Here is a 14,749-nt window from a genome sequence, read left to right as displayed (position 1 = left end):
TTTTCCGGGTGGCGCAGGTCGCCCGGATTACAGCTCATAAGGTGTGACGACACCTGCTATTCCCGCAAAATCTCTCGTATTTCGCGTTACTAGTTCAAAGCCATAAATCTGTGCTGTTGCCAGAATAATGGCATCTGGAAGTTTCATTCTATACTCCTGCCTTAAAGCAACGCTTCGTTCCGCGATATCCTGCGAAATCCCAATAACGTTAAACGCACTCATTGCAATCCGTGTGCGATGTTCTTGATCATATTTTTTAGCGCCAACTAGCACCTCCATCCAGGTGACCAGACTAATCGCATTCTGTAGGGGCCATGCCTCCAGTGCCTGTTTTGCCTCAATTCGTCCGCTGAACAAATCGATAAGGATATTGGTATCAAAAAGCGCAGTTCTTTTTGCCATTACCATTCCTCGCGCAGCTTACGCTGATATTCGACACCATCTTCATCACACCCTTGCCAGATACCAAGAGCACTGGATATTGTCGTTTTCGATTGATTTTCCAGATATTGATCTACCGCTTCTCGTAACAGCTCTGCGCGAGGAAGATTGCGCTGCACTTTGAGATCATCAAGTCGCTTAATCACCTCATCGGATAAATCGAGTAAAATTCTGCCCATATCCATACCTGCCATAGCGCTCATATATACCTCCAGTATATCATTTTTGAATGCATGATGAGCAAAATACTCTTGCAAAACCTTTAAAGAAAGCTCATTTACGCATCACTTTTTATTTTTGCGAGGCGTTTTCCAGATATGATGTAACAGTTGCAGTTATTATAAGTTCAGGTAAAACAGCCTTGTGTTAATGCCAGAATAAGAGCATCTGGCTTTTTGTTTTTATATTCAAGAATGAAAAAATCTTTTTGTCATTCCTTATGCTGCTTACATAGTTCTTCAACACCAACTGCCTCGTCCCTTTTCCTGCCGCCTTTTGCCTTACGCACCGGAAATTGCTGCCGCTCCAGATATTGCTCTACCGCTTCGCGTAAAATTGCAGATCGTGAAACCTTACGCCAGCCCCTGAGTTTATTCAGCCGTTTAATTGCCTCTTCTGATAAATGAAGAAAAACCGTATTCATCGCCATTGCCACCACCTTACATATATTACTCATTAATGTATGTGCGAAAATTACGCCAGAAAGTTAATTACCGAAAGCGGATTTTTTCATATTGTTTTGTTTTTGCGAGACGTTTTCCAGAAATAATGCAACAGTTGCACTTATTTAAATTATTATTGAAACACGGTTCAGCTATCGTCCGGGATAATTTATTATTAATCAGATGCTGGCGCACCCACAGAAAAAAGACAAACAATAAGGATGAACTATGAATTCTTATGATATATCACATTCAAGAATATTTATTTTTTGATCTGTTTTGCATGGGTCTTCGGTTGCCTTATTCGCATGGTGTACCCGAAAAAAGTCAGCGTCTTTACCGCACCAGGTTTAAGGTAAAATTTATCATCCATCGCAGACCAGTCAGTGCTGCCACCAACTGGTCTTTGATTGCTAGTAGTAGTAAATTTGCGGATAACAGTCCGGGAACCAAACGATTCCGTCCGGATCATCCCCCCGCATCACTCTATAGCATTGGCGTCGATCATCGGCGCGACGGCGAAGCGTAGTATAGAGCCGCTTCCATTCATGATCGCCCGGTATACTGTAGTTTACCCAACAATCCATTGAAGGGTGACGCCATTTACCTGTCAGTGTTGGGATCCCTGAATGCTTATGCGGCTTCGCTTTACCATTACGATCCCTATCTTTACGCGTATTAAAGGTGGACATTTTTAGTCTCCTGTTGAGAGTTCTAAAAATGTGCTTCCTTAAAATAGTTCATCATTTTCCCTTAATTCGCATAGCGTGCTTTTGCACGAATTTCCGATACGCGGGGACCATTATGATAGCGTCGATGCCCACACATCCAACAAGAACAAATACAGGGAGTACGAAAGCAAACACCTGATGCTTTTTTGCTTCCATCGCCTGCAGTGCGATAACGACAGCGGATTTTTTTTAATCGCGCCATATGATGGCGACGTTCAGCACGATTACGGGTCATAGCAAAACTCCTGAGCAGGCGGCACTATGCCGCTTTCATAGGAGTTCTGAATGCTGGTGCTTTCTGTATGGCATAACCATGCCTCTAACGGTTAAGTGCTTGCAGCACATGTTGCGGATCATTGGCAATCGCTCGCAGCAAAGCCTTTGCAGGCCCGGTCGGTGAACGCCGCCCCTGCTCCCAGTTACGCAACGTGTCTACGCTTACGGAAATAAGATCGGCAAATTTAGATTGTGACAACCCTGAAGCGCGGCGTATTTCTTTGATTTTCATAGCATCAATTTCAAAAGTCCGTGAAGGCTGTCGCGTTCCTTCAATAATTTCATTCATCTGGGTCATGCTGTGAGTCAACCGCTCAAAAAGTGCCTTATCCATTTACCACCTCGTATTTAACAACCGGAGCATTGCTTTTTCCTGGGGAGACAGATCATCTTTAATACCCTTACGATAAATAAGCAGCAATCTGATCTCATAACGTTTAACCTGATGAAAGTAAATAACCCTGACTCCAGCACGTTTCCCCTTTCCTCCTGCCACCCATCGAACCTTTCTTAACCCACCAGTTTCAGGTATTACCTCACCATAGTCAGGATTCAAGGCCAGGAAAAACTGAAAACGACTGAATTCATCGTCGTTCAGCAGTTTTTGAACATCTTCAGTAAAAATTTCCGTTTCGATGAAGAGTATAACTATACGCCATTGGCTTAGAGTAATAATCCTTTTTGCACGTCATTGACGTACCCTTGAAACCACTAGCTTACTGATAGTGCTCCAGCAAAACCATGTCTCTGCCGGGTTTGTCTTTACATTTGCGAGGCGCTTTCCAGCTTTTTCACGCCCGTGAATTTCCCTGTATCCATCCAGCAAAAACGGGTGTATAAAACTGTACATTCATACAGCAAAATGAGTTCTACTATGACACTGGAAAAAGGAATTGCAGAGTTAGTCGAAGAATTTATCGCTGCGGGTCGCCCCTCATCGCGTCAACAAAGTATTGCGCAGCGCAGGGAGGGCTATATCGCCAGCGCTGTCCTTGCGGGTGAGACAGAAACGCGGGTAGATATTCAGACTATCGAACTTGAAGGGATGACCTTACGAATAGTGTCACCGCTGAATGCCCCGACATTACTCCCGACGATAATTTATTACTACGGTGGCTGTTTTGTTAGCGGCGGGTTCGCAACTCACGACAACCAGCTGCGCCAGTTAGCCTATTACGGGCAATGTCGTGTTATTACCGTCCAGTATCGGCTGGCACCGGAACATACTTTCCCCGCCGCCCATGATGATGCGCAACAAGGTGCAGAATTAGTCTGGCAACACGCCGAACGACTCGGCGTTGATAAACAACGGATAACTCTTGCCGGTGACAGTGCGGGCGGACATCTGGCGCTGGTAACTGCTTTGCGATTAAAGCGTGCTGGCGAGTGGCAACCAGCACAACTCATCTTAATTTATCCCATGCTTGATGCGACTGCGCATTTCGAAAGCTACATACGCAATGGTCACGATTACATCATTACACGCGATACTCTACTGAGCGGCTTTGAGATGTACCTGCCAGATATTGATCGCAAGCATCCTGAAGCCAGTCCTCTATGGCGCGATGATTTTAATGGCTTGCCGACTGTTCATATCATTACCGCAGAATATGATCCGCTTTGTGATGAAGGCGAAGCGTTGTATCACCACATGACCGAGCAAGGAGTGCAATGTACCTGCCAACGCTACCCTGGCGTTATCCACGGATTTTTTCAGTTAGGTGGTATCAGTGAGGCCGCGCGATCGGCACTACGGGATGTTGCCTGGAGAGCGGGAGGGTAACTTCGGACCTGGGCCCTGAAAAGGTTTTCAGATTGAAAACCTTTTCAGTCAAGTAAAACGCCCCTACTCTTCTTCGTTCCCGCCCTCTTCATACGGGCCAAATGGCTTCGCGGGCAGAACGATATACGTGCCTTCAAACACTGCCCCCGGCGTCTCGTCGCCAAAGATTTCGACCTGCATCTGTACCCGTGCTTTTCGTCCGCGCGCCAGACGGTCAAGATCGCCGCTTAAGGCACCGAGGTCGGCTACCGCATGAGGTTTACCGCTAATCGGCTTGCTGTAGCGGATATGCGCATCCGCCAGAATAATCGTTCCACCGAGATGGCGTTCGCGCAGCATCAACCAGATTAGCCCCCAACCGGTAAGCGTTGCCAGCGAGAATAAACTCCCGGCAAACAGCGTATGATGCGGATTCTGATTGCCGGTTTCCGGCATGGTGGTGATAAATTTTTGCCCGGTATATTGCTGAATGCGCACGCCCATTTTTTCACTAAGCGGGATGTGTTCATACCACGCTTGTTGCAACTGCGCGCACCAGTCGCCGCGATGCAGAATGTCATCCAGAGTGGCGACGGGTTTAATCATCAAAAAATGGCGAATCGGCGTGGTGGTTGGCGTGGTGATCTCTCCCTGATTAACAAACCCCAGTTTGGCAAAAAACTCCACCGCGTCTTCACGGGCGCTGCAGGTCACGCGCTTAACGCCTTCCTGGCGCGCTACCGACTCCAGGGTCATCGCCATCAGCGTTCCCAGCCCTTTGTCCTGCACGTCGGGATGAACGGCCATAAAGCGAATGGACGCTTCGTTATCGGCATTAATATACAGCCGCCCTACTGCCACCAGATTACCCTGCTCGTCGACGACCATCTGGTGATGCGCCATCGCATCCCACGCGTCGCGTTCCGAACCTTTTGGTTGATGCAGGGGCTTACGCAACATCTCCCAGCGGAACTGATAGTAGCGCTCTAATTCTTCTTCTGTTTGTGGAACCCGAAGGTGATACATAGCGATACTCTCTCTTGTTTCCCGTGACACCCCTGGAAGCTGGCTCATACCTGCAACCAGAATGTCACGGGACCATCATTGACCAGCGATACCTGCATATCCGCAGCGAAGCGTCCTGTTTGCGTGTTCATCTCTTGTTGACGGCAGCGTTCGACGAAATAGTCATATAACGCCTCTGCGCGATCCGGTGATGCGCCTTTGGAGAAACTTGGGCGCATCCCCCGTTCGGTATCTGCGGCGAGGGTAAACTGGGAAACTACCAGCACACTACCGCCCGCCTGTTGCACGTTGAGATTCATCTTGCCTTCGGCATCGCTGAAGATGCGGTAGCCGAGCACACGCTCGCACAGACGGTTTGCTTTCTGTTCGTCGTCATCCTTTTCGACACCCAATAACACCAAAAGTCCCGCGCCAATTTCGCCCGTCACTTCTCCCTCCACGGTGACGCTGGCACGGGTTACGCGTTGAATTAATGCAATCATGGTTCGTCGTCTTCTTCTTGTTCAGCTGCTTGTTTTAGTTTGCGGTATTCCCCGAGAGTGACAGTAATTTCCGCGCCAAGCAAGACGATACACCATGTCCAGTAGACCCAGACAAAGAGAATGGGTATCACCGCCAGCACGCCGTAAATGAGCTGATATGACGGGAACATGGTGATATAAAGCGCGAAACCTTTCTTTCCTGCTTCGAACAGGAGTGCGGCGACAAACGCGCCGACAATAGCATCACGATTCGGTACGCGGATGGTGGGAACGATGCTGTAAAGCAACCAAAAGGAGATCCACGACAACAGCAGCGGAAAAATACGCAGCACATTGTCGATGACAGTATTGAGATCGCTCGCCCAACGCAGGGAGAGCAGATAGGAACTGATCGCCAGACTGGCCCCTGCCAGCAGCGGCCCCAGCGTTAAAATCATCCAGTACACAGCAAACGAGTAAATTTTTGGCCGTACCCGTTTACTTCGCCAGATGGCATTCAATGCACTATCAATGGAATACATCAACAATAACGCCGTGACGATCAGGCCACATGCCCCGACAGCGGTCATCTTGTTGGAATTGGCAACAAACTGTTCAATATATTGCTGGATAACGTCGCCAGTGGCAGGCAGAAAGTTGGCAAAAATAAAGTGACGCAACTGAATGCTGACGTCGGAAAACATGGGAAAAGCGGCGAAAAGTGCAAAAACAACGGCAACCAGCGGCACTAATGAGAGCAACGACACATAGGCAAGATTACCTGCCAGGGTGGTCATGTTGTCCTCATTAATGCGTTGCCAGAGTAGTTTCAGCCAGGCCCATAGCGGACGGGTACGATGCCTGGCTTTTTCATGGATGGTTTTTAGCATAACACCTTCGCGAAATAGTCCGGGATGGTGGTTTTATCTTTCACCAGAATACTGGTAATGCCTAGCTGATTTGCTCCTTCTATATTATCGGCGTTATCGTCGAAAAAGACCGTATCGTCTGGTGAAAAACCTTCTGCCTGCAAAACATGCTGGTAAATTCGTGCTTCAGGTTTGCGCATGCCCAGATCTTGCGAAAGATAGATATGGTCAGCAGCATCACGGATTTCCGGGTATTCCTCCGGCCAGAAGGTAGTATGCAGGCGGTTGGTATTGGAAAGCACCACCACGCGATGCCCCTGCTCACGCAGTTTATGCATGATGGCGATCACTTCCGGGCGCAGCGCGACAAACACCGCCTGCCAGCCGTGGGAGAACTGCTCGTAGCTTAGCGGTAGAGCCATCTCATGGCACATCGCCTCTGCGAACGCTTCGTCGCTAATTTCCCCGCGCTCATGCTGATGAAAAGCCTCCCCCATATGAAAACTCTTCTTAAGCGATGCCAGCGGAATACGCGTTAAATCGCTCCAGGTTCCCAGCACACGGTTAAAGTCGATATCGACAATCACATTACCTAAATCAAAGATATAGAGCATTTTTGCCTCCTTTCTCGCCACAAGAAATTAACTGTAGCGGGAAAGGATGGGTTTGGCTATGTGGCAATAAGGGTAATCTTGTGATGCTGATTGCGAAAAAGCAGAGTAATTTCACTGGCTTTTTCGCAATAGATGAATGGTTAAGATTCAGGTGTAAATTGCCAACGAGTTTCGATGACCAGCGGCTTCTCTGGCATCACCAATTCTGGCGTTAAATTTATTGCGTTAGGTGCCTGGGTAAGCGGATTAACACAGGTAGCATCAGGCTGTTTATCAAATACCACCAGACTGTTTGCAGAAGAAGTCATGGTCATCGCGAGTTTACCAGGCCACAGTAGCTTAACCTTCACCCCGTCATAAAAACCAAAACAGTCATCCCAGGGACCGGCTTGAGGAGAGATGCGATTTCCTGTTGGCAGTTCATCACTACCCGCTTCTTCTTGCCAGTCCGCATCAAAAAGCACCTGCAACGATTCTGTACTTTGCGGAGTCAGCTTTTTCGCAAACCACGGATGCCAGCCTGCAGAGGCCGGGAATGTATCGGTATGTGAATGGATTTCCAGTTGCAAAACCAGCGCATCATTCTCCAGCAAAAAAGTCTGAACCACTTCCCCTTGCCAGGGCCACGGTGAAGCCAGGGGCATACGTAAAGTCAGGGAATCTGTTGTTTTGTCGATGATTTCCCACGTTGAATAACAAGCCATACCATGCAATGCATGCGGTGGTTTATTGGCGGGTAAAGAATAACATTGCCCACCAGCATTCAGCGTCGCGTTCCCCAGTCGCCCTGCCCACGGCACCATTGGAAAACAGCCGTACTGAAAAGCTCTGCGTTGCGGCTGCCATTGGCGTAATACTTCAGAACCAAATGCCTGTAACGAGGTTATCCTGGCACCATCATGCGGATAAATCTGCAGGCGAATATTGCCTTTTTCCAGCGTAACTAACTCTCCTACAGGCCCAGGCCAGGGCGCGTCAAATGCGAGCTGTAGCGCCTGGTGATGTTCATTTTTCTGTTCAGTTTTCATGAGATTGTTCCCTGATGTAGCGGTAAGAAGCGGTTTCTTGTTCATCAGTCGGCTCAATCAGCCAGACGCAAACAAAAGAAAGAACTGAGACAGCAAATAATAACAGAGCGACATACCACGGCTTTCCTCCCCCTAGCGCCAGCAAACTTGAGGCGATAAGAGGGCTTAATCCGCCAAGAATCGCGGAAAATTGATAGGCAAAAGAAAGGCCGGTATATCGTACTTTGGTGCCGAACATGCGGGTGAAGAGTGTCGGCTGCACGGCGAACATCATCGTCGGGCCTAAGTTATAGCCGAGGATCATACTGCACCAGATGATGAGCGTACTTTTACTATCCAGCAATAAGAAGAAAGGAAACGCGAACAGGACACAAAATCCCGCGCCTGATAAATACAGACATTTTTGACCTATACGATCTGATAACCATCCAACCAATGGGCAACTGAAAATACCGATCGCCGAGGCAATCAACATACCCGTCAGGGGAATATCTCGCGATAATGCTAATTGGCTGGAAATATAAACAATACCAAAGGCGTTAATAATATTGGAAGAGACACTCTCCGCCAGCCTCGCGCCCAGCGCTAATAAAATATTTCGCGGATGTTTTTTGAATAATTCAATCAACGGAGGAACAGACTTTTCTTTATTATTCGTCGTTTTTTGCTTTTGAAAATCCAGTGTCTCCTCAGTATGCAGGCGGATAAATAATCCAACGATCAACATCACCGCAGAAAGCCAGAACGGAATACGCCATCCCCAGGAGAGAAACTGTTCCTGAGTCAGTAAATGGTTACAAAGCGCAAAAACACCGGTTGCCAGCATAATCCCCACTGATGCAGCCGTTTGTGGGAGCGAACCTAAAAAACCGCGCCGGGATTCGGGCGCAGATTCAATGGTCATCAATGCCGCTCCGCCATACTCGCCACCAAGACCAAAGCCCTGAATTAAACGCAGCGCCATTAATATGAGCGGTGCCCAGATCCCAATTTCCTGATACGTCGGAATAAAACCAATCAAAAATGTGGAGCAACCGACAATAGCCAGTGTCCAGATAAGTGTTATTTTTCGCCCAATTTTATCGCCAAAATGGCCAAAGACGATGCCACCTAAGGGACGAGTCAAAAAACCAACGCCAAAGGTCGCAAAGGAGGCTATAAGACCTATAAAAGGATCGCTGTTCGGGAAAAAAAGCGGAGCAAATACCAGCCCTGCTGCCGTGCCAAAAATAAAGAAGTCATACCATTCCATCAACGCGCCCGCGAAACTGCCCATTACGACACGTCTCATGGCTTTACCGGAAAGTCCTTCTCGCGGTGTGGGTAACGTTTCAGACATCATTTTCCTCTCCTGGTCGGCGAGAAATTGGGGAATAACCCACTACAAAGTGGGCAGTCTGATAAATACGCGCATCGGCCCGATGCCGATACGCGTTATGTTTATTTGTTCAATTCCGCCAGAACTTCCGCGTCTTCGGCATCCACATTCGCCCCCAAAGGTTCCCAATTAATCAATACGCAGGTCAGGAATCCCAGGAATGGCACAATTGCCAACCAGTAAAACGCTTCAGTTTTCAACGCCCCCCACAGCATCGGCCAGAAAATAAGCCCGGCAATCGCACCGGTGCGCATAATCGCGCGGGCAAATCCGACCCCTGTAGGGCGAATAGCAGGAGGATAAGAGAGTGTGGCAATGGTCATACCCAGCCCACCAGGACCCGCTGAATGGAAGAAAATAATTGATCCCAATAACCCTAAAGACAGCCAGGGGTTAGTCGTTGCCAGCGCACCTAACGACAGTAATGCTAAGGTCACAACGGCAAATCCATACATCGATTGTCGGCGAGTACCCAGTCGTTGGAGAATAAACGAGCCGATCATCCCGCCAGTCACCCCACAAAGGGCATTCACGACGGCAGAACCCGTCAACGCACCAGTAAGCCCGCCACTTATTATTCCCGCCAACGTAAGAGGAAGATAAACACCTACGGCGTTATATTGCCACGCCTGCATGGTTGCCACGACACAGCCAAGAATGGTGCGTTTGCGGTAACGATCATTAAATAAGATGCCATATCCACCACTGTATTTACTCTCTGCTTTTTGCGAAGATCTGGCTTCTGCTGTACCCGGTGCCGCAACGCGAGCCTGAACACCATAACGTTTTCCCAGAATGTCGCAGGCTTCCTGGTAACGCCCGACGCGTGCTGCCCACATTGCGGATTCACCAATAAAGAAGTAACGCAAAACCATGAAGATGACTGCGAAAATAGCTCCGATGAATATTCCGTAACGCCACAATTGTTCTTCAGCGATACCCGACAGAAGCAGCGGCAAAAGCACCAAATAAACAACGGTTGTCGAAACATACCAGGCCATTTGCCAGAGGTTGACCGACGTTCCGGTTTTCTTCGACGTTGAACCACGAAGCTCTGCCACGGCATTGGTTGCCAAAGGGAAGTCGATGCCTAAGCCAAAGCCCATGATGACGCGGCACACCAGTACCCACCAGATACTGGGCGCAATAGCTACCGCAGCAGCCCCGATGGTGCACAGCCCCATGCCAATAATAAATGCCCGCTTTTGCCCAAAGCGGTTTATTACTCGGTTCGCTAATAAACCGCCAATTAACGCGGCGATTAATACTGACGCATTAACGGTTGCGGCAAGGCCCGGCGAAATGCCAAATTGAGCGGCAATGTATTTATTACCAAACCCCACCATCGCCGCCTGGTAGGCATCAATCAATATGCCGCCTAAAGCGATAAAAATAACGCCGATGCTGGTGTTGATTGCAGAGTTCTTATTAACAATATCAATTACGTCCTGTGGCCGACTAATTGAATAAGTTGCAGGACTGGTGATTTGACTCATCGCAGTGTCCTTTTTAATTGTTGTAGGGTGGCGCTAGCGTGGCGCAGCGCCAGACAGAGATTTAGAAAATCATTCCGGCGCAAATTGCAGCATGACTTTTATGGAATCATTTTGCTGCGCACGTTCGAACGCTGCCGCTGCATCCTCAATGGCAAATAAATCGGTAACCAGTTCACTGGTATCAAACCGCCCATCCGCCAGCCATTCGATAACGGCATCGAAATCTTCAGGGATGTACATGCCAGAGTTGAGCAAGTCACGCTCGAAACGTTGCATCATCGGTAGCGGTATTTCACGCGGCCCACTCGGTACGCCCATGCACACGACGGTGCCTCCGGCATACACACGGGTACAGGCATCATTAAGCGTGGCCTGCGCTGCAACAACATCAATCGCCCCCGTAAATCGCACATCTGCGGCCAGTTCCCCTGGAGCCCAAACTTCTGCTGCGCCCAGCTTTAACGCCAGGGCGCGTTTGGCAGCGTCAGGTTCAATCACGGTGATCTTCCCTGCTCCCATAATGCGCAGTGCCTGCACGATGGATAAGCCAATCGTTCCGGCACCAATAACCAGTACGCTTTCCAGAGAAGTCTTCGGCATCCGGTTAACGCAATGGCGAGCACAAGCCGCCGGTTCGGCAAAGGCCAACACTTTTAGCGGTAAAGAGGCTGGTGCAACATGGCAATTACGCGCAGGAACAATGTGCTGTGAGCGAGCAAAGCCCGGCGCGCGAAAACCGGCAACCTGCGGTGGTTCACAAAGATTAAAACGTCCTGCTTTGCAGGCTCGGCATTCCATGCAAGCCATGATGGGATCGACCACAACATGATCGCCCGGCTGTACATTTTTAACGTCGCTGCCCACTTCCGTAACACGCGCTGCAATTTCATGACCGGGGACGACAGGCGGTTTGGCAAACGGATGACCGCCTTTCAGAACATGCAGATCCGAACCGCATATCCCGTAGAACACGGGCGCAATCCGTACTTCGTGCGGTTTAAGTTCCTGGTGTGGTACTTCAACATATTGAGTGGTGACTTTCCCAATATCTGAAAATAAAACCTGGGTAATTTTATCCATTGTTATTCTCCAGAATCGATATCCATAGGGGATTAGCGTTGCGCGATACCTTCATCGACAATTTCAGCCAGCCGTTGCAAGCGTGGAACGGAGACATCGCGCAGCATAGTTTGTGGATCTTGTGCACCAACAACCGACGCCCAAACCGCTCGTCCAGCCAGGAAGCCCGACGCACCACCTTTCATGGCAATACTGACTGCGCGGCCAAAAATATCGGCATCAACGCCAGAAGAAAGAATTACCCACGGCATCTTCATCTGATCGTTAAGTTTCTGACAGGCGGCAAGTAAGGTTTTTTCATCGCCTTTGCCCCCTAATGGCATCTCGGCTTTGTAAAGATCAGCCTCTGTTCCACCAAGCTCTGCGGCAGCGGCAACAATGGCGCTTTCACGATCAAAGTCCCAACCGCGACGAGGTGGACGCACCACAGGTTCAATAATGCTAACCAGCCCGGCACTACGGCAGCGACGAACAAATTTATCAACCATTGCCAGACGTTCCTCTGCTGGTTCATCTTCACGCCAGAGTACAAGTAATTTCATTGCCTTAGCCCCCATTTCACGGGCTTTATGCGGGTCGACGGACATATCTATTTCAACGCTATCAACCGGGATGCCATTACCAGGAATAAAAAGATCGGCAGCGACAATCAGGCCGCAAGAATTAGCCACAGCGCCCTGCTCGACTATTTGCTCAAGACAAAATTGTGTATCCGCCAGAACGGCAGAAGCATAAGGAGAAAGGATTCGGGTCGCGGCAACTTTAAAATCGGTGAGTACACTGTCGGCGATGGGTTTTGGCTGCCCTGCTGCCGCAAACATCAGGCGCATGGCTTCACGCTGATCGACAGCTAACATAGCGAATCCACCACCTGGGCGGGAGATATCTTTCAGCGTGTATGGGGTGAAGTGGGATGACATAGAAACTCCTGTTAATAGATAAAATTAAAGACCAGCCTGCTGGCGAACCTGATTTAGCAGGGCGCTCCAGTCCTGCCGCCCTTTGCCGTCTTGGCTTGCTGCGGCGTAATAACTTTCTGCTGCAATCCCCATATTGAGCGGCGCCCCCGTTTCCCGAGCGACGTCAACTGCAATACGCAGATCTTTCAATGCCAGGTCCACCATGAAGGCGGGAGAAAGATCGCCTTTCAGCACTTTGCCAGGCCAGGTGGTCGTAAAATGTCCTTTCCCTGCTGCCGTACCACTCATCACCTTAATTGCGACATCAAGATTTAATCCCAGTGACTCACATAACACAGCGGCTTCGGAGGACAGCGCATTAAGCGCAATGCTCATATAGTTGTTAATTAGCTTCACGCGGATCCCCATTCCTGGGCCGCCAGCCTCGACCAGCTCATTACCCATGCACATGAGAATCGGGCGTGCACGCGCAATCTGCTCATCAGTGCCACCCGCTAAAATCAGCAATGTGCCATCAATCGCATTCACGGACGTTCTGCCCACGGGGGCGTCCATCATATTGATGCCTTTTTCTTGTAATTCCCGTATTAATGCATCGGTCTGTAAGGGATGAATAGTCGACATATCAATCACTAACGCGTCAGATGAAACAGTTTCACAGACGCCTTTTTCCCCCAACAGCACCTGTCGAACAATGTCCCCATTGGGAAGCATAGTGATGATAAATTCAGCGCCTGCTGCCGCTTCCGCTGGGGTTTGTGCCGCAGTGGCCCCCTGCGTAACTAGCGCATCGACGGCCTGTGCATTGACATCAAATACCTGCAATGAATGCCCTTTTTGCAATAGATTGTTAGCCATTGGGCTACCCATCTGCCCCAGCCCGAGAAATGCAATGGTTGCCATGAATGCTCTCCTGTCTGACATTGACAAAATAATGACAATTGAAAATTCGTTTTCGTCTGTTTTTGAGCATATTTGTAATTTATGTTCAGAAACACGACACACATCACTAATTTGATCATTTGTGTCATTTAAATTGACCGAAGACGACAAAATTAAACAGGACAAGACAAATATGACCAGAATTGCATGCGTGGGTATCACAGTTCAGGACAGGATTTATTCTTTGCCCACTCTGCCGGAGGGCGGCGGGAAATATCAGGAAAATCATTATCTTGAGATTGGTGGCGGCCCGGCAGCAACAGCCGCTGTTGCAATCGCAAAACTTGGCGTGGAGGTTGATTTCATCGGTCGCGTCGGCGATGACAGTTGTGGAAATACCTTACTTGCAGAACTTAAGGGTTGGGGCGTCAATACCGCATTTTGCCGCCGATATCCTAACGCCCGTTCGTCGCAATCAGCGATCCTCGTTGATCAGCATGGCGAACGGATTATCGTTAATTATCCAAGTCCCGATCTCGGTACTGATGCCGAATGGTTAGAAGCGATCGATTTCTCTCGTTATGATCTGATTCTGGCCGATGTTCGCTGGCATAGCGGTACTGAAAAAGCATTCTCGCTAGCGCGCCTTGCGGGTGTGACAACACTTTTAGACGCCGATATGACACCGCAGGATATTTCTCCACTTGTCGCGCTTGCCGATCACGCCGTTTTCTCTACGCCAGGGCTGAAACGTATGACTGGCCTTCAGTCACCTGAAGAAAGCTTGTACCAGGCAACGACACAAACAGCAGGTAAAGTGTATGTCACGCTGGGTTCTGAAGGTTCGTTGTGGATTGAAGATGATCATTTGTGTCAACAGGAGGCATTTTCTGTCAATGTGGTTGATACCACTGGAGCAGGCGATGTTTTTCACGGTGCACTCGCGGTAGCGTTGGCAGAAAAAATACCAACAAAAGAGGCTATTCGTTTTGCCAGTGCGGTTGCCGCGATGAAATGTACCCAGCCTGGCGGTCGGGCTGGCATTCCTAATCGTGAGCAAACCGAATCATTTTTGTCACTTTATGCGTAAAATGGTAAACATCTACCGAGGAGGGGCAAGGGA

Annotated in this window: 17 protein-coding genes; 2 read left to right on the top strand and 15 right to left on the bottom strand. The window is 49.2% G+C overall.

All coding sequences use genetic code 11. The features are described from left to right. Positions 1–27: 27 nt before the first annotated feature. The 5 genes from AACU94_RS21530 to AACU94_RS21510 form a co-directional block, all read right to left on the bottom strand. Positions 28–402 carry a type II toxin-antitoxin system VapC family toxin gene (locus AACU94_RS21530; protein ID WP_001129490.1) on the bottom strand — a complete coding sequence of 125 codons (375 nt, stop codon included), beginning with the start codon at positions 400–402 and terminating at the stop codon, positions 28–30. After that, the gene (locus tag AACU94_RS21525; protein ID WP_130216196.1) at positions 402–644 is read right to left on the bottom strand and encodes a ribbon-helix-helix domain-containing protein; all 243 of its coding nucleotides are present in this window, start codon (positions 642–644) and stop codon (positions 402–404) included. The genes AACU94_RS21530 and AACU94_RS21525 overlap by 1 nt, the downstream gene beginning before the upstream one ends. Before the next feature lie 227 nt (positions 645–871). Then, on the bottom strand, positions 872–1,090 hold the full coding sequence (locus AACU94_RS21520) for a ribbon-helix-helix domain-containing protein (RefSeq protein ID WP_135488578.1): 219 nt from the start codon (positions 1,088–1,090) through the stop codon (positions 872–874). Between the two features lie 1,063 nt (positions 1,091–2,153). Next, entirely contained in the window at positions 2,154–2,444 is a 291-nt protein-coding gene (gene nadS, locus AACU94_RS21515; protein ID WP_135408300.1) for a NadS family protein, read from the bottom strand. After that, positions 2,445–2,756 carry a type II toxin-antitoxin system RelE/ParE family toxin gene (locus AACU94_RS21510; RefSeq protein ID WP_130258786.1) on the bottom strand — a complete coding sequence of 104 codons (312 nt, stop codon included), beginning with the start codon at positions 2,754–2,756 and terminating at the stop codon, positions 2,445–2,447. Positions 2,757–2,984: 228 nt separating this feature from the next. Here AACU94_RS21510 and AACU94_RS21505 point away from each other — a divergent pair, with 228 nt between their 5' ends. Continuing rightward, entirely contained in the window at positions 2,985–3,893 is a 909-nt protein-coding gene (locus AACU94_RS21505) for an alpha/beta hydrolase (protein ID WP_135488577.1), read from the top strand. A gap of 63 nt (positions 3,894–3,956) precedes the next feature. On the opposite strand, the gene fabY is transcribed toward AACU94_RS21505, so the two are convergent. The 10 genes from fabY to yihU form a co-directional block, all read right to left on the bottom strand. Further along, positions 3,957–4,898 (bottom strand): fatty acid biosynthesis protein FabY, encoded by a 942-nt coding sequence (fabY, locus tag AACU94_RS21500; protein WP_001297068.1) that lies wholly within the window; start codon positions 4,896–4,898, stop codon positions 3,957–3,959. A gap of 44 nt (positions 4,899–4,942) precedes the next feature. Continuing rightward, positions 4,943–5,380: a D-aminoacyl-tRNA deacylase gene (gene dtd, locus AACU94_RS21495; protein ID WP_000560983.1), complete on the bottom strand. Its 438-nt coding sequence runs from the start codon at positions 5,378–5,380 to the stop codon at positions 4,943–4,945. Continuing rightward, positions 5,377–6,249, bottom strand: a complete 873-nt coding sequence (locus AACU94_RS21490) for a virulence factor BrkB family protein (RefSeq protein ID WP_000920721.1) — start codon at positions 6,247–6,249, stop codon at positions 5,377–5,379. The genes dtd and AACU94_RS21490 overlap by 4 nt, the downstream gene beginning before the upstream one ends. Continuing rightward, on the bottom strand, positions 6,243–6,842 hold the full coding sequence (yihX, locus tag AACU94_RS21485; RefSeq protein WP_130223056.1) for a glucose-1-phosphatase: 600 nt from the start codon (positions 6,840–6,842) through the stop codon (positions 6,243–6,245). Before yihX ends, AACU94_RS21490 begins: the two co-directional genes overlap by 7 nt. A gap of 140 nt (positions 6,843–6,982) precedes the next feature. Next, complete coding sequence (locus AACU94_RS21480; RefSeq protein ID WP_135488576.1) at positions 6,983–7,870, bottom strand: aldose 1-epimerase; 888 nt, start codon at positions 7,868–7,870, stop codon at positions 6,983–6,985. Continuing rightward, complete coding sequence (locus AACU94_RS21475; RefSeq protein WP_135488688.1) at positions 7,860–9,209, bottom strand: MFS transporter; 1,350 nt, start codon at positions 9,207–9,209, stop codon at positions 7,860–7,862. Before AACU94_RS21475 ends, AACU94_RS21480 begins: the two co-directional genes overlap by 11 nt. Positions 9,210–9,310: 101 nt before the next feature. Beyond that, positions 9,311–10,744: an MFS transporter gene (locus tag AACU94_RS21470; protein WP_130258783.1), complete on the bottom strand. Its 1,434-nt coding sequence runs from the start codon at positions 10,742–10,744 to the stop codon at positions 9,311–9,313. A gap of 69 nt (positions 10,745–10,813) precedes the next feature. Beyond that, positions 10,814–11,824 (bottom strand): zinc-dependent alcohol dehydrogenase, encoded by a 1,011-nt coding sequence (locus AACU94_RS21465; protein ID WP_135488575.1) that lies wholly within the window; start codon positions 11,822–11,824, stop codon positions 10,814–10,816. 32 nt (positions 11,825–11,856) lie between these two features. Further along, positions 11,857–12,744, bottom strand: a complete 888-nt coding sequence (locus AACU94_RS21460) for an aldolase (RefSeq protein ID WP_135488574.1) — start codon at positions 12,742–12,744, stop codon at positions 11,857–11,859. Between the two features lie 24 nt (positions 12,745–12,768). Beyond that, entirely contained in the window at positions 12,769–13,647 is an 879-nt protein-coding gene (gene yihU, locus AACU94_RS21455; RefSeq protein ID WP_059275685.1) for a sulfolactaldehyde 3-reductase, read from the bottom strand. A gap of 172 nt (positions 13,648–13,819) precedes the next feature. Here yihU and AACU94_RS21450 point away from each other — a divergent pair, with 172 nt between their 5' ends. Further along, complete coding sequence (locus AACU94_RS21450) at positions 13,820–14,716, top strand: sugar kinase (protein ID WP_135488573.1); 897 nt, start codon at positions 13,820–13,822, stop codon at positions 14,714–14,716. Positions 14,717–14,749: the final 33 nt, after the last annotated feature.

The organism is Escherichia sp. E4702, from assembly GCF_963883545.1.
Lineage (GTDB): Bacteria > Pseudomonadota > Gammaproteobacteria > Enterobacterales > Enterobacteriaceae > Escherichia.
This window is presented reverse-complemented; position numbering and strand designations above follow the sequence as displayed.

Excerpts from the sequence above, each read along its gene's own strand:
- dtd (WP_000560983.1), bottom strand. The coding sequence starts at position 5,380 with ATGATTGCATTAATTCAACGCGTAACCCGTGCCAGCGTCACCGTGGAG.
- AACU94_RS21475 (WP_135488688.1), bottom strand. The coding sequence starts at position 9,209 with ATGTCTGAAACGTTACCCACACCGCGAGAAGGACTTTCCGGTAAAGCC.
- AACU94_RS21530 (WP_001129490.1), bottom strand. The coding sequence starts at position 402 with ATGGCAAAAAGAACTGCGCTTTTTGATACCAATATCCTTATCGATTTG.
- yihU (WP_059275685.1), bottom strand. The coding sequence starts at position 13,647 with ATGGCAACCATTGCATTTCTCGGGCTGGGGCAGATGGGTAGCCCAATG.
- AACU94_RS21450 (WP_135488573.1), top strand. The coding sequence starts at position 13,820 with ATGACCAGAATTGCATGCGTGGGTATCACAGTTCAGGACAGGATTTAT.
- fabY (WP_001297068.1), bottom strand. The coding sequence starts at position 4,898 with ATGTATCACCTTCGGGTTCCACAAACAGAAGAAGAATTAGAGCGCTAC.
- AACU94_RS21525 (WP_130216196.1), bottom strand. The coding sequence starts at position 644 with ATGAGCGCTATGGCAGGTATGGATATGGGCAGAATTTTACTCGATTTA.
- AACU94_RS21490 (WP_000920721.1), bottom strand. The coding sequence starts at position 6,249 with ATGCTAAAAACCATCCATGAAAAAGCCAGGCATCGTACCCGTCCGCTA.
- nadS (WP_135408300.1), bottom strand. The coding sequence starts at position 2,444 with ATGGATAAGGCACTTTTTGAGCGGTTGACTCACAGCATGACCCAGATG.
- AACU94_RS21505 (WP_135488577.1), top strand. The coding sequence starts at position 2,985 with ATGACACTGGAAAAAGGAATTGCAGAGTTAGTCGAAGAATTTATCGCT.
- AACU94_RS21520 (WP_135488578.1), bottom strand. The coding sequence starts at position 1,090 with ATGGCGATGAATACGGTTTTTCTTCATTTATCAGAAGAGGCAATTAAA.
- AACU94_RS21465 (WP_135488575.1), bottom strand. The coding sequence starts at position 11,824 with ATGGATAAAATTACCCAGGTTTTATTTTCAGATATTGGGAAAGTCACC.
- AACU94_RS21470 (WP_130258783.1), bottom strand. The coding sequence starts at position 10,744 with ATGAGTCAAATCACCAGTCCTGCAACTTATTCAATTAGTCGGCCACAG.
- AACU94_RS21480 (WP_135488576.1), bottom strand. The coding sequence starts at position 7,870 with ATGAAAACTGAACAGAAAAATGAACATCACCAGGCGCTACAGCTCGCA.
- yihX (WP_130223056.1), bottom strand. The coding sequence starts at position 6,842 with ATGCTCTATATCTTTGATTTAGGTAATGTGATTGTCGATATCGACTTT.
- AACU94_RS21460 (WP_135488574.1), bottom strand. The coding sequence starts at position 12,744 with ATGTCATCCCACTTCACCCCATACACGCTGAAAGATATCTCCCGCCCA.